This is a genomic window from uncultured Thiodictyon sp. (genome assembly GCA_903837595.1).
Classification (GTDB): Bacteria; Pseudomonadota; Gammaproteobacteria; order Chromatiales; family Chromatiaceae; genus Thiodictyon.
Window position 1 is genome coordinate 1 of sequence record CAILVI010000328.1, and the last position, 18,064, is coordinate 18,064.

The following is an 18,064-nucleotide window of genomic DNA, read 5'->3' on the forward strand; positions in this document are numbered from 1 at the left end:
CGTCCAGCCACTATTTGCAGCCCCTGGCATTCACCCATGACGATCCGCAGAACCATCGGCCACCGCACCCAACGCCCGATCGGCGTGGTGGCACCGCCCACCCCCGCGGAGATCGCCTGGCGCGAGGCCATGGCGCAGACCCGCACCCGCGCCCCCAAGCCCCGAAGGGGCGTGACATACCAGCCCAGGGCAACGCCCTGGGATAGGATTGTGTTATCAGTCCAGCCCTGAAAGGGCGTGACATAACGGCGCAGTTGCTTATGTCACGCCCTTTCAGGGCTGGACTCCTTTGTCTACCTCATACCCAGGGCGTTGCCCTGGGCTGGTATGTTCGACCCCGTTGGGGTCGGTACGCAAGTCGGAGCACCAGCCAGATTGTGCAACACAGAGAATCCTTTAGCCCTACTCCATACCGACATCGAGGCACGCGTTCAAGCCATCCGGGAGCATCGCCCCGAATGGCTGTGCGGCAAGGGATGCAGCAGTTGTTGCCGGCGGCTGGCCGAGATACCTCAACTCACGGCGGCGGAATGGGCGTTGCTGAGGGAGGGTCTCGCCGTGTTCCCACCGGAACAGCTGCGCGCAATCAGTCGCGGCGTAGCGGCCTTGGCGCACCAGCAATCCAGACCTGTCACCTGCCCTCTCTTGGACCAGACGACCAACGCCTGTCTTGTCTATACCCACCGACCGGTCGCCTGCCGCACCTATGGTTTCTATGTCCAGCGTGAACTGGGGCTCTATTGCCATGACATCGAGTCACTGGTCGCCGATGGCGCCTTGGCGGACGTGTTGTGGGGCAATCATGATGCCATCGATCGCCGGCTCGCCGACTTGGGTCAGGCGCGGGCGTTGACCGAATGGTTCGATGATTGGATGATCAATACGCAACGATAGCAACCGACGACCTTTCCCCGCGCTGGCCTTGATCATCGGTTTGGCCGCTGGTGGTGTAGGTCGGCCTTCAGGCCGACCGGGAGCGCCGCACCCCAGTGCGGCGAAACCTCGCAAACGACCGCGGCATTATCGGTTGCGGCGAGGCCGGGCCGCACTGAAAGTGGGCAAGTATTCCCTGTAGGTTGGGCTGAGGAACGAAGCCCAACGTGCGACCGAACGCAAGGCGCTCAAATGTTGGGGTTCGTTCCTCACCCCAACCTACAGGATTGCGGCTCTTGCGGGTCCGCAGCGAACACTATCACAATCTCACTGGGGTGCGGCGCTCCCGGATCTCAGTCCGGACGCAACTCAAAGGTACAGAGCGCCTTCGCCGCATGTAGTTGCCCGGAAACCAACAGCTGCGTCAGTTGGTTGGTGCGACTCATGTAATGATCGGTCCGGTCCTTGAAGGCTTCCGGAAGGTGACGCCTCTCCAGGCGGGACACCTGACCATCAAAGGCGGCGGCAACACTGAGCAAATCCAGCAATAACAGCCGTTCCGAGGCCGTCACCTGATTTAACAGCGCGATAAAATCGTCCCAGTTATCATACGCATACCCTTCTTTGATCTGGAAGGCCTCACTCAATCTGATGAGCAGGATCAAGAGATTGGGGTGATAACTCTGCGCCAGCACCATGCTGGCTGCCACCGCCCGGATCGCGCACTCATGAGCGGCCGGACTCAACCGCGCCATCAGGTCATCGGTCAGGCTATGGGTGACGATATGCTCGGTGAGCTTGAGCCCAAACAGCCGCAGACGTGCATCACGGGCCACCTTGTTGAGCGTAAAACCATCCCATAAGCCGGTAATCGGCACGGCCACCCAATTGAAGATGGTACGCGAGCTGCCCTTGCCGGCGAGGCGGATCAACAAATATTTCACCACCACACTGCTCAGTACGACCTTGGCCTTGTACAAGGTGGCGACCAGAAACAACTTTGATCGCGACAAATGTTTGATTGGGTCGATGCCAAGATAATGAATCACCGGGTCAGGCAGCTCCAGCGCGGCGCGCGCCAGAATATTGGGCATGGCATAATTGACCGGCAGACCGAAATCCTCGACCGACTGATGTTGACCAGTCAGACACGCCAGGCTGTAGACCGTCTTGATTCCCAACCAGTACAGCGCGACCAACTCGAGCACCAACATGGCCACCAGGACGCTGGCGTACAGCGCATAGTAGGGCACGGGGGCCATGACATCCTGATACGTGACGCTCACCCAGATAGTGGCAAAGGTGGTCAAGGCGCCGACCGCAAACGCGATGATGACTGCAAAGGTCGTGATATTTCTGGCCAGCGTTTGCAGCGTAATGTCATCGGGCAACTCGTCGATGGTGCGATTACGCAGACCGGCGGTGCCGGACTTGCGGCCCAGATAGCGATAGTATTTGACGCCCAGCTGCTCCAGAATACCAGGCGCCTGCCGATTGGCCTGCAACGACTTTTTGATAGCTTGGAGCGAGAGTGTCATTGACTGTGGGCCGCCTTGATCGTCATTGCGCCACCGCCGCTCCCGGCGCAGAGACGGTGAAAGTATTCGCTCCGGACCCGCAAAAGCCGCAATCCTGTAGGTTGGGGTGAGGAACGAACCCCAACATTTCAGCGCTGTGCATTCGGTCGCGCGTTGGGCTTCGTTCCTCAGCCCAACCTACAGGGAATACTTGCCCAATCACTGGAGCGGTGTCACGAGCGCGGTGGCTGGCGTCAGCGCCCGAACCCATGCTCAGCCAGAAATTCACGCGTCAGGCCGCCCCCGCTGGCCCCCCCACTGGGATTGGCGGCCCGCTCACCCAGCAGCAGCCGCTCCAGATAGCGGGCGATCAGATCCACCTCCAGGTTGACCCGGGTGCCGGTGCGGTAGCCGGCGATGATGGTCTCATCAAGCGTATGGGGGACGATGTTGAGCTCGAAGCAGGCGCCGTCCACCGCGTTGACGGTGAGACTGACGCCGTCCACGCAGATGGAACCCTTATGCGCGATGTAGCGGGCAAGCTCAGGCGGGGCGGCGATGCGCAGCCGCCAAGAGCGGCCGTCCTCCCGCCGCTCCAGGACCTGACCGACCCCATCGACGTGGCCGCTCACCAGGTGCCCGCCCAGAGGCGTCGACAGGGTCAGTGCCGGTTCCAGATTCACCGGGCTGCCGGTGGTGAGCCCCCCGAGCGTGGTGAGTGACAGGGTCTCGCGGGACACGTCGGCCGCGAAGGCGTCGGCGGCCAGGGTCACGGCGGTGAGACAGACCCCGTTGACCGCGATACTGTCGCCCAAGGACGCGCCGGCAAGCCCTAGCTTGCCGCTGCCGATAGTGAGTCGCACGTCGCCCCCGCGAGGCTCCAGGCGGCGGACCTGCCCGACTGCTTGGATGATGCCCGTGAACATGTGCTCAAACTCCCTCGTCAGGTGACAGTGCGCCCGCGCGCAAGGTCAGGCGTAGGTCCGGCCCAACGCGCCGCACCTCCTGGATATGCAGCGGGATGCGGTGCTCCATATGCTCCAGCCCGGGGAGCCGGAACAGCCCGCGCGCCCCGTCGCCCATCAGGTGGGGGGCCAGATAAAGGATCAGCTCGTCGATCAACCCGGCCGTGAGTGCCGCCCCCGCCAGGGTCGGGCCGGTCTCCAGCAGCACTTCGTTGATCTCCTGCACGGCGAGCCAGGCCATCAGTGCGTGCAGGTCGACCCGACCGTGGGGCTCGGCAAACTGCACCACCCGCGCCCCCACGGCCTCCAGCGCGGCCACCCGCGCCGGATCGACCGCCCCACCGCAGGCCATCACGGTGGGCCCGGGCAGGCTGAACAGCCGCGCCGCCGCAGGCGTGCGCAGCCGACTGTCCACCACCACCCGCCAGGGTTGAGGAACCGACTCACCCGCCTGAAGTCCGGGAAGCTCTGCGCCCGTCAGTCGCACGGTGAATGAGGGATCATCCGCCAGCAGGGTCCCAACCCCGGTGACGATCGCCGAGTGCCGGGCGCGCAGGCGGTGCACGTCGCGCCGGGAGGCCGCGGAACTGATCCAACGGCTCTCCCCGCTGGCCATCGCGGTGCGCCCGTCGAGGCTGGCCGCGAGTTTGCAGCGGCAATAGGGCAGCGCGTGCTCCATCCGCTTGATGAAACCGGCATTGAGCGCCCGCGACTCCGCCTCCAACACCCCGCACAGCACCTCAATGCCCGCCACCCGCAACCGCTCCAGGCCCTGCCCGGCGACCAGCGGATTGGGGTCCTGCATGGCGCAGACCACCCGCGCGACCCCGGCCGCAATCAGTGCCTCGGTGCACGGCGGGGTGCGGCCATGGTGGCAACAGGGCTCCAGCGTCACATAGGCGGTGGCGCCCCGCGCCCGCTCACCGGCGGCGGTCAAGGCCAGCGGCTCGGCATGAGGCTCCCCGGCGCGGCGATGCCAGCCCTCGCCCACCACGTCACCATCGCACATCAGGACACACCCCACCCGTGGATTGGGATCGGTGGTATAGAGTCCGCGGCGCGCCAGACGCAGCGCCCGGGCCATGGGGGCGTAGTCGGCCGCACGCGGCGGGGTCGCGCGAAAACGCTTGGCGGTCACTTGCGTTTGTCCTCCAGTGCGTCCAGCAGGTCGAGTTGCTGACGCCGGACCTCCGGCGTCGGTTGGCGCTCCAAGCGGTCGATCTCCTCGCGAAAGGCGGCCACGTCTTCGAATTTGCGGTAGACGGAGGCAAAGCGGACATAGGCGACCTGATCGAGCGCCTTCAACTCCTCCATTACCAACTCCCCCACCCGTCGCGCCGGGACCTCCGCGTCCCCGCCCGACATCAATCGCCGCTGGATGCGTGCCTGGGCCGCGTCGATCTGCTCGGTGCTGACCGGCCGCTTCTCCAGGGCACGCATCATGCCGGCGCGCAGTTTGCGCCCATCGAACGGCACGCGGCTACCGTCGCCCTTCACCACCCGCGGCAGGTTCAGTTCCGCCGTCTCGTAGGTGGTAAAACGCTCCTTGCACAGTTCGCACTTGCGCCGACGGCGCACCTGATCGCCATCCCCGGCCAGCCGGGAGTCCACGACCTTGGTGTCCTCGGCGCCGCAGAAGGGGCAGCGCATGCGATCAGCGCTGGTACACGGGGAAGCGCTTACAGAGATCCAGCACCCGCGCCTTGGCCGTGGCGATGGCAGCCGGGTCACCGCGCCCGTCGATCACATCGCACATCCAGCCGGCCAGGTCGCGCGCTTCGGTGAGACCACAACCGCGGGTGGTCATGGCCGGGGTACCGACCCGGATGCCGCTGGTGACAAAGGGCGACTGGGGGTCGTTGGGCACCGCGTTCTTATTGACCGTGATGTTGGCGGACTCCAGCCAGGCGTCCACGTGCTTGCCGGTCAGTCCTTGCGCGATGAAGCTGACCAGGAACAGGTGGTCATCGGTGCCGCCGGACACCACGTCGTAGCCGCGCGCCAGGAAGACCTCGGCCATGGCCTGGGCGTTCTGCACCACCTGCTGCTGGTAGGCCTTGAAGGTCGGCTCCAGGGCCTCCTTGAAGGCCACCGCCTTGGCGGCGATGACGTGCATCAGCGGACCGCCCTGGGTGCCGGGGAATACCAAGGAACTCAACTTCTTCTCGATCTCAGGGTTGGCACGGGCCAGGATCAGCCCGCCGCGGGGACCGCGCAGGGTCTTGTGGGTGGTGGTGGTCGTCACGTCGGCGATCGCCACCGGGCTCGGGTAGACCCCAGCCGCCACCAGGCCGGCCACATGGGCCATGTCGACGAACAGGTAGGCACCGACCGCGTCGGCAATCGCGCGGAAACGCGCCCAGTCGACCACCCGCGAGTAGGCCGAGAAGCCGGCGATGATCATGCGCGGCTTGTGTTCCAGGGCCAGACGCTCCACCTCGGCGTAGTCGATCTCGCCGGTGGCCGGGTCCAGACCGTACTGGACGGCGTTATAGAGCTTGCCGGAAAAATTCGGCTTGGCCCCGTGGGTCAGGTGCCCGCCGTGGGCCAGGCTCATGCCGAGGATGGTGTCGCCCGGCTGGCACAGTGCCATGTACACGGCTGCGTTGGCCTGGGAGCCGGAGTGTGGCTGGACGTTGGCATAGGCGGCGCCGAAGAGCTGCTTGGCCCGGTCGATGGCCAACTGCTCGGCCACGTCCACGAACTCACAGCCGCCGTAGTAGCGCTTGCCGGGGTAGCCTTCAGCATACTTGTTGGTCATCACGCCGCCCTGGGCCTCCAGAACCCGCGGGCTGACATAATTCTCGGAGGCGATCAGCTCGATGTGCTCCTCCTGGCGCAGCTCCTCACCCTGGATGGCCGCCCAAAGTTCCGGGTCGTAGTCGCGAATCGTCATGGTCTGTGTAAACATGGGAAGTCTCCCCGGCGTGAAAAGCCGTGCAGTTTAATCGGTTCTGTCCGGCACCGCTCGTTATAGAATGGTCACTCTCGCTCTCCCAGCCACGTTAGGTCCCCCCCACCCCATGACCGCCACCGCCCAGCACCACGACCACCACGCCAACGTAGACCCCGAGGAAATCGGCAAATTCGAGGCACTGGCCGCCCGCTGGTGGGACCCCTTGAGCGAGTGCAAGATGCTGCACGAGCTCAACCCCCTGCGGCTGGAGTACATCGACCGGGCCGCCGGACTGGCCGGCCGGGAGGTGCTGGACGTCGGCTGCGGCGGCGGCATCCTCTCCGAGTCCATGGCCAGCCGCGGCGCCCATGTGCTGGGAATCGACATGGGTGAAACGCCGTTGCGGGTGGCCGAGTTGCACACGCTGGAGAGCGGCGTGGCGGTCGACTACCGGCGCATCCCGGCCGAGGCCCTGGCCGCCGAACGACCGGCCAGCTTCGACGTCGTCACCTGTACCGAACTGCTGGAGCATGTGCCCGACCCGGCATCCGTGATCGCCGCCTGCGCCCAGCTGGTACGGCCCGGGGGCCTGGTCTTTTTCTCCACCCTCAACCGCAACCTCAAGTCCTACCTCCTGGCCATCCTCGGAGCCGAGTATGTGTTCGGGATGTTGCCCACCGGAACCCATGACTTCAACCGCTTCATCCGCCCGGCGGAACTGGACCGCTGGGTCCGCGCCGCCGGCCTGCGCACGCTCGACATGACTGGACTCACCTACGACCCGCTGGCCCGCGTCTTTGCGCTCAACCCCACGGACGTGAGCGTTAACTACCTGGTCACGTGCCAGCGTGATGCGGGGAGCTAAGGTGATTTCCGAAAAACCTGTACCACCCACCATCGGATAGGATGTAGGTACGACTTAAGTCGCACCTACTTGGCGGTAGGCCAATTGTTGGAATTCGCCTAAGGGGTAGCCACTGGTCCACCGCGGCCCGCGCTAGCACCCGGTTCCACCGGATTTTCCATACCGACCCCAACGGGGTCGAAGAGACCAGCCCAGGGCAACGCCTTGGTGCCCAGGATTACCGATGCCAGCAGACTCAACACAGCAACCACTCGCAGACCGCGTCGTCCTGGTGACCGGGGCGGCCGAGGGGATCGGCCGGGCAGTGGCCCTGGCCGCCGCCGCCCAGGGGGCGACCCTGGTCCTCTGCGACCACCCCGACGCCGACCTAGCCGCGGTCTATGATGCCATCGAGGCCGCCGGCGGGGCTGAACCTGCCATCCTGCCGCTCAACCTCGACACGGCGGATGAGCGCGCGGCCCGCACCGCGGCCGATCTGGTCGGCGAAACCTTCGGGCGACTCGACGCGCTGGTGCATTGCGCCGCCTTCGCCCCCTACCTCGCCCGCATCGACGACTACGAGGCGTCCGAGTGGGAGCGCGTGCTGCGGATCAATCTCACCGCCCCCTTCCTGCTCACCCAGTCCTGCCTGCCGCTCCTGCGAGCCTCCCGCGACGCGGTGGTGATCTTCACCGCCGACCGGGTCAGTCGCACCGGACTCGCCTATTGGGGGGCCTTCGCGGCAGCCAAGTTCGGGCTCGAGGGCCTGGCCCAAGTGCTCGCCCAGGAGACCGCGGGCAACAGCGCGATCCGGGTCGCCAGTCTGGACCCCGGAATCCTGCGCACGGGACTGCGCTCGCGGCTCTACCCCGGTGAGGACCCGTTCAGTCTGCCCTCGGCCGACACCGCCGCGCCGGCGTATCTGCAACTGCTCAGGTGCTCTTGAAACCCGCCTTCTTGTGGCTACCGTCGCAGAAGGGCTTATTCTCGGAGGCCCCGCAGCGGCACAGAGCGGTCGCGGTGCCCTCCCAGGCCAGGCGCCCGCTCGCGGCACGGATGCTGACATTGCCGTTGACCAGCAGGGGGCCATCAGGTACGGTCTTCACCGTCAGTCGACCACCCAGGACGGTGAGCGGGTCCCCGCGCTCACCGACAGCTCCGAAGTCCTCGAAGCCGACCTTCAGGTGACTGTTGTCACAGAAGGGCTTATTGGCGGACGCCCCACAGCGACACAGCGCAGCCCGGTAGCGCACGCCCGGCATGTCCGCGGGTGCGCCCTCGATCGCCAGCTCGCCTTGCGCATAGAGTGGACCATTGTAGGCGACCGTCACCGTGTTCTCCGCCGCCGCCACTTCCGGCCCACCGTCCGGGTCCCGGTAGCTCAAGGCACCGCTCGGACAGCGCTCGATGATTTCGCGCACCTGCGCTTTACTGCACAGGTCCGGGATGCACCACGGCTCCCGGCCGCCGACAAAGAGCTCACCGGCCGCGTTGCCGCACTCGCCGACATGGATGCACAACCGACCGTCCCACTGGACGTCGATCTCGGTACCCGGGAACTCGACCACCTGGTTGTCACTCATCTGCCTGGCCTCATGAAATGTGGATGGAATCGTTGTCGCTAAATGACCGCGCCGGCCCCAGATTCAAGCCGGAAGGTCACACAACTGCGGGGGAATCGCGCCGCCGAGTGGTCCAGAAGACTGGACGGGCTACGTATTTTGACTATGAATCCCTTAAGGTACAGTCCCACCATGGCAGACTCCAGCGATCACGGCAGCACGACGCAACTGGCGGTACTCGGCGCCTTCCGCGCGGCCCTTCGCTCCCCCCACTATGCCGCCCTGCTGGCACAAGCGCTCATCGACCCAGGCGACGTCAGGACCTTCGCCGACTTCCAACGGCTGGTGCCGGTCATTCGCAAGGACCAGCTATTCGGCAGCGCAGTCCCGTTCCATCGCCTCTGCATGGACGGGACACTGCCGCGCGTCCGCTCGGTGATGGTCAGTTCCGGGTTCAGCGGCCGCTTCACCTTTGCCGTCGCCACCATCGATGAACTGCGCGCGACGGTGAGCGCCATTGATGACGAGCTTGACCGTTATTTCGGCACTCGCCAAACACCGACCTTGCTCATCAATGCGTTGGCCATGGGCATCCATTTCCCCACGCGGCAACCCCTGGCCGAGACCGGCCCCCGCAGCGACAGCGTACTACACATCCTGGAGCACTTCGGCCCCTACTTCGAGCAAGTCATCATCGTCGCAGACCCACATGTGTTGAAAGAGATCGTTGACGAAGGCAACCACGCCCGCATCGCGTGGCAGGCGCGCAACGTGAGCTTTGTGGCCGGCGGGGATTGGATGCCGGAAACGTTGCGTTCCTATATCTACGCCCAGACCGGCATCGCCGACGACGCGCACCGGGTCCTGATCCAGACCATGGGCCTGACCGAACTCGGACTGAATATCCTGGCGGAAAGCCGCGAGACCATTCGCCTGCGCCGCATCGCCAGCGCTGATGCACGCCTGCGCGACGCACTGTTCCCCGGCGCCGGTGCCGCGGTGCCGAGTCTGTTCCACTATGATCCCCGGCGCTTCCATATCGAGAGCATCCCGCACCCCGAGGGACGGGAATTGGTCTTCACCTCGCTCCTCCCCCGGGCCGTGCCCATGATCAGGTATGCAACCGGTGATCTCGGCGGGGTGATCGCGCCGCAGGCGCTCGCTGATGTGCTCGCCACCTGCGGGCACGAGGCGCTGACGCCCTCCCTCCCGCTCCCCTGCGCCTGGGTGTGCGGCCGGGCGAGTACGCGCACGAGCGCCGCTGCAGGCCTGCACGCCGAGACGCTGCGCCACGGACTCTATAGCGACCCGGCCGTCGCGGCGGCCGTCACCGGTCACTTCACAGTGCATACCCCCGCCGGGTCGCAGCGGGCCGCGGTGCAACTGCGGCGCGGGACCACACCCTCCGGCGCGCTACGCGCGGCAACGCAGCGTGCGCTATTTTCGGTCGCGGCGACCGATCTGCCCACCGACATCTACGCCTATGACGACTACCCCTTCGGCAAAGCACTCGATCATGAAAGAAAGTTCAGTCACTTGCACTAAATCATGCAGACGACACCCACGTCCCGGCTATCGGTCTTGACCAGATATTTCGAGTTTTCCCGCGTCGAGGACCCCGATCTACTCGCCGCCGCCTTGCAGCTGCGCTATCAGGTCTACTGCCAGGAACGGCACTTCCTCGATCCCGACCAATACCCGCAGCAGCTGGAGACCGACCCCTACGATAGCCATTCAGTGCATTTCGTCGGCCGGCACCGCTATCGCACCCTCGCCGCCAGCACGGCGCGCTTGGTCCTGCCTTCGCACCTGGGATTTCCATTGCAGCAGCATTGCGTGTTCCACCCCGATTTCGCATTCATCGGCGAAGCGGGACACCCGGCCCTGCGACACTACGCGGAACTGTCCCGGCTGGCCGTATCGAAGCGGTTTCAGCAACGCCCGGGCGACACGCTCTATGGCGGCCCGCCGCGCCCCCCGGGCACGCTGGAGCCGGTTGCCCCTCAGGCCAGCCCAGAGGCGGCGGGACCGGAGATTATCGCCGGTCTGTTCAAGCGGATGTACCAGGAAACCAAGCGACTGGGGATAACCGACTTAGTCGTCGCCATGGAGCGCGGTCTCCACCTGCTGCTGCGGCGCATGGGCTATCGTTTCCACGCAATCGGGCCGGTGGTGGATTACTATGGGCCGGTCATGCCCTACACCAAGAACATCGCCGAACTCGAGCGCGATCTCTACCGCTGGCACCGGCCGCTCTTCGACTTTATGATCGAGGGGCTGGAACCCGAGTGCGTTCCCCCGCACTGCGTCATCACCGGCGGACTCGATCACTGCGCCAATGTCACGGCGGCCAATGGCCAACGCCATGACGAGCGGGTGAGGACGGAGCCGAGCTACGGAGAAGCCTAACGACGGTTGCGCCGCCAATAGGTCGCCCGCAAGGGCGACCTATACCTGCCGGTGGCCGGAACGGCTAAGCCTCGAGGAAGTCGCGCAGACCCTGCTCCTCATCCTTGGTCAGTGACGTCTGGATGACTTTACCCTTGCCCTTGAACTGCTCCAGACCCTCCAGGACCTTGTCCGGCGTGGCCTTCTTCACCAGGATGAAGACGGCGGAACAGCCGGGCTGGAAGTGCTCGGCCAAGTCCTTCATGAATTGATCGTTGATGCCCAGATCGGTGAAGCGCCCGGACAGTGCGCCGGCCCCCGCACCGACCGCCGCACCCAGCAGCGGATTCAGAAACAGCATGCCGATCAGCATGCCCCAGAAACCGCCACTGGCCGCGCCCACCGCCGTCAGATTCACGGCCTGATGCAGCTTGACCTTCCCCGCCGCGTCCTTGGTGACGATCACCACATCTTCCATCTCGATCAGATACTGCGTTTGCAACTTCACCAGGGCCGCACGCAAGTCAAAGGCGAGGTGCTCCTCCGGAAATGAGACCACAATCAGATTACTCATAGCGATGACTCCCTAGACTACTTGACGATCTTGCCGGTGAGGACCCGCATGTAACTGGCGATCACCCCGTCACCCGGCTTGAGTTGAGCGAGGATCGCCTTATCCTTGACCGTGAGCGTAACCACGTTCTGGGGACCACGAATGGTCACGCGCGAATTGGCGCGATCCACTGCTTCCACTTTGCCATAGAGCTTGAGCGTCTCGGTGATGCTCCCTCCAGGTTTGACACCGGGGTCACGCTGCACCTGGGTATCACCGATGGCACCCATGGAGCCGGCGTCGCGCCCCTTCTCCAAGTCCACCAGCACCGCCTCGGTCTCGCTGATGACGACCTTGTCGCCAATCTTGATCTCGTTAACGCGCGAGACCTGCTCGGGGATATCGACGACCTCGAAACGCCCATCCGGGGTCTTGAGGGTCAACTTGCGGGTCTCGGCGTTGACCACCGTGACGGTGCCGGTGAGCTCAGTGACGGTGGCCTCACCGGCAATCGGGGTCAGCGTCGTCCCAGCCAAGGCGAGCGGGGCGAGACCGGCCGCGCCGAGGGCCAGGCCAGCGACCAACGAAAGTGACAAGGACAAGGGCCGTTGTTGCATCAAGGTGCCTCCAGAACAATGTTTCGATGTGGTATGACTGAAGTCGCAAACATGGCAACGTTACCCGGGAAACCCAAGCGCCGCAACTGACACATCTAACAAAACTGTAACGGCCCGGAAAGGTCGCGGGAAGACCGCAGCCCCCATACTTCGCACCCAAGGTAAGGCGCCTCCCCATCCGGCGCACCCCCCCTGAACCGACCATGCATGACACGCCGATCGATCGGCAGGAATTCCAGTCCATGTATACCGCAGCACCGCACCGTACCCACACCCACCGCACCCGGATCACTGCGAACCTGACCCGAGGGGCCATCGCCACCGCCGTCGCCGTGGCGCTGGCGGTCGGCGGGGGCGTGGCCGCCCAGTCCACCGTCCCGCCGGCCGCCACTCCGGGGGCCGCCGCCGTCGTTGCACCGTCCATGCCGAGCTTTGCCGACGTGGCCGAACGGGTCTCGCCGGCCGTGGTCAACGTGACCGTGGTCGCGCAGGGCGCACCCGACCAAGCGACCGGGTCTGAAGGGTTACCCGAGGGTGTCCCCATGGAGGAGTTCTTCAAGCGCTTCTTCGAGCAGCCCGGCGGACCGCACGGCCGCCCCGGCAACCACCGCACCGAAGGCGCCGGCTCCGGCTTCGTGATCGACCCCACCGGCCTGGTGGTCACCAACAACCACGTGGTCGACGGGGCCAACGAGATCACCGTGACGCTCAATGACGGCACCAAACACAAGGCCAAGGTCTTGGGCCGTGACGAGAAGACCGATCTGGCCCTGCTCAAGATCGAGGTTGGCCACCCCCTGCCCGCCGTCGACCTGACCGAATCCAAATCCGCCCGGGTCGGGGACTGGGTACTGGCGGTGGGCAATCCCTTCGGGCTCGGCGGGACCGTCACCGCCGGCATCGTCTCGGCGCGCGGGCGTGATATCCACTCCGGCCCCTACGACGACTACATCCAGATCGACGCCCCGATCAACCGCGGCAACTCCGGCGGCCCCCTGTTCGATGCCTATGGCCGGGTGATCGGCGTCAACACCGCCATTTACTCCCCCACCGGCGGCAGCGTCGGCATCGGCTTCGCGATTCCCGCGGAGACCGTCAAGACCGTCGTGGCCCAATTGCGCGCCGAAGGGCGGGTTGAACGCGGCTGGCTCGGCGTCCAGATTCAGCCGGTCACCGAAGAGATCGCCGCCGCCTTGGGCCTGCCAGGCACCGCCGGCGTACTGGTAGCCGATGTCCTGCCGGACGGCCCCGCGGCTGGCACCGAGCTGAAGGCCGGTGACGTGATCCTCAAGGTCGGCGGCCAGGGCATCAAAGATTACAAGGAACTGCCTAGGCTGATCGCGGCCACCAAGGCGGGGACCGAGGTCACGCTGGAACTGGTGCGCGCCGGCAAACCCGAGACGGTCAAGGTGAAGGTCGGCGCGATGCCCGGCAACGAGTCATTGGCCAAGAACGGCGGACCAGCCGGCGATGAGCAGGCCAAGGCCCAACTCGGGCTGCGCCTGGCACCGCTCACCCCCGAACTGCGCCGCCAATTGGACCTGACCCCCGGTAGCCGGGGCGTCTATGTCTCCCAGGTACAGCCTGGAAGCCCCGCGGAAGAGGCCGGTATCACCGCCGGCTGCCTGATCTCAATGGTCGGCGGTGCGCCGGTGAGCACCCCCGCCCAGGTCAGCGAGGCCATCCGCGCGGCCGCCGCCACCAAGCGCAGCGCGGTCATGCTGCGGGTAGAAAAAGACGGCCGGCCCATGTTTATCGCAGTACCCTTCGCGGCCTAACGGCCAGGGCGCCCGCACCATCCCGAACGATGAAAGTTGCGGTCGCCATGGCCGTTCCCCCTCCCCACCCTCCCCCAATAGGGGAGGGAGAAGTGGAGCGCGCTCCCGGCGCGACTTTCACGGTAACGGTTCTTGGGATGCGCCCCGGCCCGGCCCCCCCCACCCGGCAACCGTTTGCGCCATCCGCCGGCCATGGACGGCCATGGACGGCCATTTTTTCCCGGAATGATCTGCCTATGCGAGTACTCTTGATCGAAGACGACCGCCACGTCGCGGACTACCTGCGCAAGGCATTGGGCGAGGTCGGCACACTCACCGACCATGCCGCTGACGGCCGTGAGGGGCTCCTCATGGCGGCGAGCGGCGACTATGACGCGCTCATTCTCGACCGCATGCTCCCCGGACTGGACGGCCTGGGCATCCTGCGCACGCTGCGCGCCGCCGGCAACCAGACCCCAGTGCTGATCCTCTCGGCCCTGGGCGAGGTGGACGACCGGGTGGATGGCCTGCGCGCCGGCGGCGACGACTATCTGGTGAAACCCTTCGCCTTCTCCGAACTGCACGCCCGCCTGGAGGCCCTGCTGCGCCGCGGGGCCGTCGACGCCCCCGAGACCCGGCTGCGGGTCGGCGACCTGGAGATGGATCTGCTCAAACGCGAGGTCACCCGCGCCGGCCGCCCGCTCGCGCTCCAGCCGCGCGAGTTCCGCCTGCTGGAATACCTGCTGCGCCACACCGGGCAGGTGGTCACCCGCACCATGCTGCTGGAGCAGGTCTGGGACTATCACTTCGACCCCCAGACCAACATCATCGATGTCCACATCAGCCGCCTGCGCGGCAAGATCGACCGCGAATTCGAGACCCCCTTGCTGCACACGGTGCGCGGCGCCGGCTACATGCTGCGCGCCCCATGAGTGGCACTCAGGCCGGCCGGCGCCGCCACGACCTGTGGGTGCGCGCGCCCCGGGTGCTGAAGAGCTCGAGCTTCCGTCTCGCGCTCCTGTACATGTCCCTGCTGTCGATCTCGGTCGGCATCCTGCTCAGTTTCATCTATTGGTCCACCGCGGGCTTCATGGACCGCCAGACCGACGCCACCATCGGCGCCGAGATCCAGGGCCTGGCCGAGCAATACCGGGAGCGCGGATTGCCGGGACTGAGCACCGTCATCCAGGAGCGCATCACCCGCGACCCGGCCGGGGCCGGGCTCTACATCCTTGCGGATGCTGACTTAAAACCAGTACTCGGCAACCTCGACCGCTGGCCCGCCGGATTCCTGGACACCAGCGGCTGGATGCGCTTTCGGCTACGCAACCGCGGGCCGGACCACGCCGAAGAGCACGCCGCCCGCGGCCAGGTGTTCCGGCTACGCGGGGACCTGCTGCTGCTGGTCGGACGCGACGTGCGCGACTTGGAGCGGACCCGCCGGGTGATTCTCGACGCCCTCACCTGGGGCCTGGCCATGACCGCCGCGCTGGCCCTGCTCGGCGGCTGGGTCTTGAGCCAACGCGTGCTGCGCCGCCTGGAGGCGATCAACCAGACCAGCCGCGAAATCATGGAGGGGGACCTGTCGCGGCGCATCCCAGTGGGCGGCAGCGACGACGACTTCGACCAACTCGCCGCCGGCCTCAACCAGATGCTGGCGCGCATCGAGTCCCTGATGGCCGGGGTGCGCCAGGTCTCGGACAACATCGCCCACGACCTGCGCACCCCCCTGACGCGCCTGCACACCAAGCTGGAACTGCTGCGCGCCGAACTGGGCGACACCCACCCGGCGCGTGCCATCGCCGAGCAGACCATCGCCGACGCCGAGGAACTGCTCACCACCTTCAACGCGCTGCTGCGCATTGCGCGCATCGAGGCGGGCGGCCGGCGCGCCGCCTTCGCCCCGGTCGACCTGGTGCCCCTAGTGGAGGATCTGGCGGAACTCTATGAACCGGTCGCGGCCGAGCGTGAGCAGTATCTCACCGTCAGCGCCCCCCGCGACGCCTGGGTGATTGGTGATCGCGACCTGCTCTTCCAGGCCCTCGGCAACCTGGTGGACAACGCGGTGAAATATACCCCCGAAGGGGGCCGGATCGACCTGCGTCTGGCCGGCATCGAGCAGGCCATCCTCATCGAAATCGCCGACAACGGCCCCGGCATCCCGGAGCAACTGCGCGCCGAGGTCTTCCGCCGCTTCTTCCGCGCCGACCACAGCCGCTCCACCCCCGGCAGCGGCCTGGGCCTGAGCCTGGTGCAGGCCGTGATCCAACTGCACGGCGCCGCCATCGAACTCCTGGACAACGCCCCCGGCCTGCGGGTGCGCGTGCGACTGGAGCGCGGGGCCGCCCCGGAGACCGACCCGGCCCAACCCACGGCCCCCACCGGCCAGCCCGGTTAAGCGGCAAGGCACCCGAGTTGAACGATGCTCCAGGTATACACGAAAGCGATCATGCGCATAAAATGACTTGAATCGGCACAGCGCGAAACTGGCGGACACCATGGACAAGACCGAACGCCTCTACCGACTCCACCACCTGCTGACGGGCCGGCGGACCACATTGCGCCTGGCTACCATCATGGTGGAACTGGGCTGCTCCGAGTCCACCGCCCGACGCACCATCGACGACCTGCGTGACCGCTACCAGGCTCCGCTCAACTATGACGCGGCCGGCCACGGCTGGCGCTACGACACCAGCCACGGCGAGCACCCATTTGAACTCCCCGGACTCTGGTTCAGCGACACCGAACTGCATGCACTCCTGACCGCGCAGGAGATCCTGGGTGACATCCCCCCGGGCCTCCTCAGAGGCGAGATCGCACCGCTCACCGAACGCATCCAGACCATCCTCGCCAAGCGCGGGCTCAAACCCGACCAACTCACCCGGCGTATCCGCCTGATCCCCATCGGCGCCCGCCCCTTGAGCCCCCGCGGCTTCGGCCTCATCGCCACCGCGCTGCTGCAACGCCGGCGCCTGCGTATCCACTACAGCGCCCGCGTGAGCCCCCACACCGGCAGCCGCGAGGTCTCCCCGGAGCGCCTCACCTGGTATCGCAACAACTGGTACCTGGACGCCTGGTGCCACCAGGCCGAGGGCTTCCGGCGCTTCGCCTGCGAATGCATCGCCCACCCCGAACCACTGGACGCCCCCGCCAAAGACTGCGACGAGCGCGAATTGGACGCCTATTTCGCCGGCGCCTATGGCATCTTCGCGGGCGCCGCCGCGCACATCGCCGTCCTGCACTTCAGCCCCGAGCGCACCCGCTGGGTAGCCGACGAGCAATGGCATCCCGACCAGCAAGGCCAACGGCTGCCCGACGGCCGCTACGAACTGCGCCTGCCCTACGGCAACGACACCGAACTGCTGATGGACATCCTGCGCCACGGCCCGGAGGTGCAAGTGATCGCCCCGCCCGCGCTGGTCGCGGCCGCCCGCGAGTTGCTGGCCCGTGCGCTGGCGCAATACGCGTGAGGCGATGCCCCGGGGCACGCACCAACCACCGTAGGAGCGGCCCCCGCCCGCGACGGGTTACCCCGAGGCCTTATACCACGGCCGCCACCCCCCATACCGCACTCGTGACACCGCTGCGCAGGCCGTGAAAGTATTCCTGTAGGATGGGTTGAGCGCAGCGAAACCCATCGTCAGCGCTGATCTCGTGACACCGCTGCGGCGGTGTCACGCATGTGTAAGGCGCTCTGCGCCGCGTGCACCGATGGCCGGAATGATGCTGAAAGCCGGCGACACCAGTCCGGCCGACCGGTCCAGGTCGCGGATTACTCCCGATCCTTGAGCAACAACTCGCTCAGTAACAGCTCCCCCGGCAGTCCCGCCGGAATCGGGTTAGCGACCGGCTCCAGCTGCTCGCCGTTGCCTGGCCGCACCCATGGCAGCGCACGCAGCCGCGCGATTACATTCGCCTCACTTTCTGCCGCCACGTCATTGGCAATACCCATCACCCGCCGGAGATAGCCCGACAGCAGGTCTTGCAGGCCCCATACCCTAACGTCCATCGCAACCCTCAAAGTCACCACCATGCATCGAAGTATGGCCGCGACCGGAACACCGAACAAGACAATCCCAGCCGCCCGGTACG

Annotated in this window: 18 protein-coding genes; 9 read left to right on the forward strand and 9 right to left on the reverse strand. The window is 66.1% G+C overall.

Annotation, left to right across the window (positions count from 1 at the left end; all coding sequences use genetic code 11):
* Positions 1–375: 375 nt before the first annotated feature.
* Positions 376–894 carry a YkgJ family cysteine cluster protein gene (locus QZY44_RS18260; RefSeq protein WP_295449436.1) on the forward strand — a complete coding sequence of 173 codons (519 nt, stop codon included), beginning with the start codon at positions 376–378 and terminating at the stop codon, positions 892–894.
* Positions 895–1,226: 332 nt separating this feature from the next.
* Here the strand turns inward: QZY44_RS18260 and QZY44_RS18265 are convergent, their stop codons facing one another.
* From QZY44_RS18265 to glyA, 5 genes are all read right to left on the reverse strand, one after another.
* On the reverse strand, positions 1,227–2,411 hold the full coding sequence (locus QZY44_RS18265; protein ID WP_295449439.1) for a hypothetical protein: 1,185 nt from the start codon (positions 2,409–2,411) through the stop codon (positions 1,227–1,229).
* 233 nt (positions 2,412–2,644) lie between these two features.
* On the reverse strand, positions 2,645–3,316 hold the full coding sequence (locus QZY44_RS18270) for a riboflavin synthase (protein ID WP_295449442.1): 672 nt from the start codon (positions 3,314–3,316) through the stop codon (positions 2,645–2,647).
* A gap of 4 nt (positions 3,317–3,320) precedes the next feature.
* Entirely contained in the window at positions 3,321–4,439 is a 1,119-nt protein-coding gene (gene ribD, locus QZY44_RS18275) for a bifunctional diaminohydroxyphosphoribosylaminopyrimidine deaminase/5-amino-6-(5-phosphoribosylamino)uracil reductase RibD (RefSeq protein ID WP_295449505.1), read from the reverse strand.
* A gap of 50 nt (positions 4,440–4,489) precedes the next feature.
* Positions 4,490–5,005: a transcriptional regulator NrdR gene (nrdR, locus tag QZY44_RS18280; protein ID WP_295449445.1), complete on the reverse strand. Its 516-nt coding sequence runs from the start codon at positions 5,003–5,005 to the stop codon at positions 4,490–4,492.
* 4 nt (positions 5,006–5,009) lie between these two features.
* Complete coding sequence (glyA, locus tag QZY44_RS18285) at positions 5,010–6,266, reverse strand: serine hydroxymethyltransferase (RefSeq protein WP_295449448.1); 1,257 nt, start codon at positions 6,264–6,266, stop codon at positions 5,010–5,012.
* A 112-nt stretch (positions 6,267–6,378) separates the two neighbouring features.
* On the opposite strand from glyA, the gene ubiG reads away from it, so the two are divergent.
* Entirely contained in the window at positions 6,379–7,116 is a 738-nt protein-coding gene (ubiG, locus tag QZY44_RS18290; RefSeq protein ID WP_295449451.1) for a bifunctional 2-polyprenyl-6-hydroxyphenol methylase/3-demethylubiquinol 3-O-methyltransferase UbiG, read from the forward strand.
* Positions 7,117–7,339: 223 nt separating this feature from the next.
* Complete coding sequence (locus tag QZY44_RS18295) at positions 7,340–8,041, forward strand: SDR family NAD(P)-dependent oxidoreductase (RefSeq protein ID WP_295449454.1); 702 nt, start codon at positions 7,340–7,342, stop codon at positions 8,039–8,041.
* Here the strand turns inward: QZY44_RS18295 and QZY44_RS18300 are convergent.
* Positions 8,028–8,678 (reverse strand): CDGSH iron-sulfur domain-containing protein, encoded by a 651-nt coding sequence (locus QZY44_RS18300; RefSeq protein WP_295449457.1) that lies wholly within the window; start codon positions 8,676–8,678, stop codon positions 8,028–8,030. The two genes, QZY44_RS18295 and QZY44_RS18300, sit on opposite strands and share 14 nt — an antisense overlap.
* 171 nt (positions 8,679–8,849) lie before the next feature.
* Here QZY44_RS18300 and QZY44_RS18305 point away from each other — a divergent pair, with 171 nt between their 5' ends.
* Positions 8,850–10,202, forward strand: a complete 1,353-nt coding sequence (locus QZY44_RS18305) for a hypothetical protein (RefSeq protein WP_295449460.1) — start codon at positions 8,850–8,852, stop codon at positions 10,200–10,202.
* A 3-nt stretch (positions 10,203–10,205) separates the two neighbouring features.
* Positions 10,206–11,066, forward strand: coding sequence for a PEP-CTERM/exosortase system-associated acyltransferase (locus QZY44_RS18310; RefSeq protein WP_295449463.1), 861 nt, complete (start codon positions 10,206–10,208; stop codon positions 11,064–11,066).
* A 64-nt stretch (positions 11,067–11,130) separates the two neighbouring features.
* On the opposite strand, the gene QZY44_RS18315 is transcribed toward QZY44_RS18310, so the two are convergent.
* Complete coding sequence (locus QZY44_RS18315) at positions 11,131–11,619, reverse strand: DUF1269 domain-containing protein (RefSeq protein ID WP_295449465.1); 489 nt, start codon at positions 11,617–11,619, stop codon at positions 11,131–11,133.
* Between the two features lie 17 nt (positions 11,620–11,636).
* The gene (locus QZY44_RS18320) at positions 11,637–12,215 is read right to left on the reverse strand and encodes a hypothetical protein (protein WP_295449468.1); all 579 of its coding nucleotides are present in this window, start codon (positions 12,213–12,215) and stop codon (positions 11,637–11,639) included.
* A gap of 203 nt (positions 12,216–12,418) precedes the next feature.
* Here QZY44_RS18320 and QZY44_RS18325 point away from each other — a divergent pair, with 203 nt between their 5' ends.
* From QZY44_RS18325 to QZY44_RS18340, 4 genes are all read left to right on the forward strand, one after another.
* Positions 12,419–13,993 carry a DegQ family serine endoprotease gene (locus QZY44_RS18325; protein WP_295449471.1) on the forward strand — a complete coding sequence of 525 codons (1,575 nt, stop codon included), beginning with the start codon at positions 12,419–12,421 and terminating at the stop codon, positions 13,991–13,993.
* 236 nt (positions 13,994–14,229) lie between these two features.
* Positions 14,230–14,904, forward strand: coding sequence for a response regulator transcription factor (locus QZY44_RS18330; protein ID WP_295449474.1), 675 nt, complete (start codon positions 14,230–14,232; stop codon positions 14,902–14,904).
* Positions 14,901–16,370 (forward strand): HAMP domain-containing sensor histidine kinase, encoded by a 1,470-nt coding sequence (locus tag QZY44_RS18335; RefSeq protein ID WP_295449475.1) that lies wholly within the window; start codon positions 14,901–14,903, stop codon positions 16,368–16,370. Before QZY44_RS18330 ends, QZY44_RS18335 begins: the two co-directional genes overlap by 4 nt.
* A 100-nt stretch (positions 16,371–16,470) precedes the next feature.
* Positions 16,471–17,442, forward strand: coding sequence for a WYL domain-containing protein (locus tag QZY44_RS18340; RefSeq protein WP_295449479.1), 972 nt, complete (start codon positions 16,471–16,473; stop codon positions 17,440–17,442).
* Between the two features lie 302 nt (positions 17,443–17,744).
* Here the strand turns inward: QZY44_RS18340 and QZY44_RS18345 are convergent, their stop codons facing one another.
* Positions 17,745–17,981: a hypothetical protein gene (locus tag QZY44_RS18345; protein ID WP_295449481.1), complete on the reverse strand. Its 237-nt coding sequence runs from the start codon at positions 17,979–17,981 to the stop codon at positions 17,745–17,747.
* Positions 17,982–18,064 lie beyond the last annotated feature (83 nt).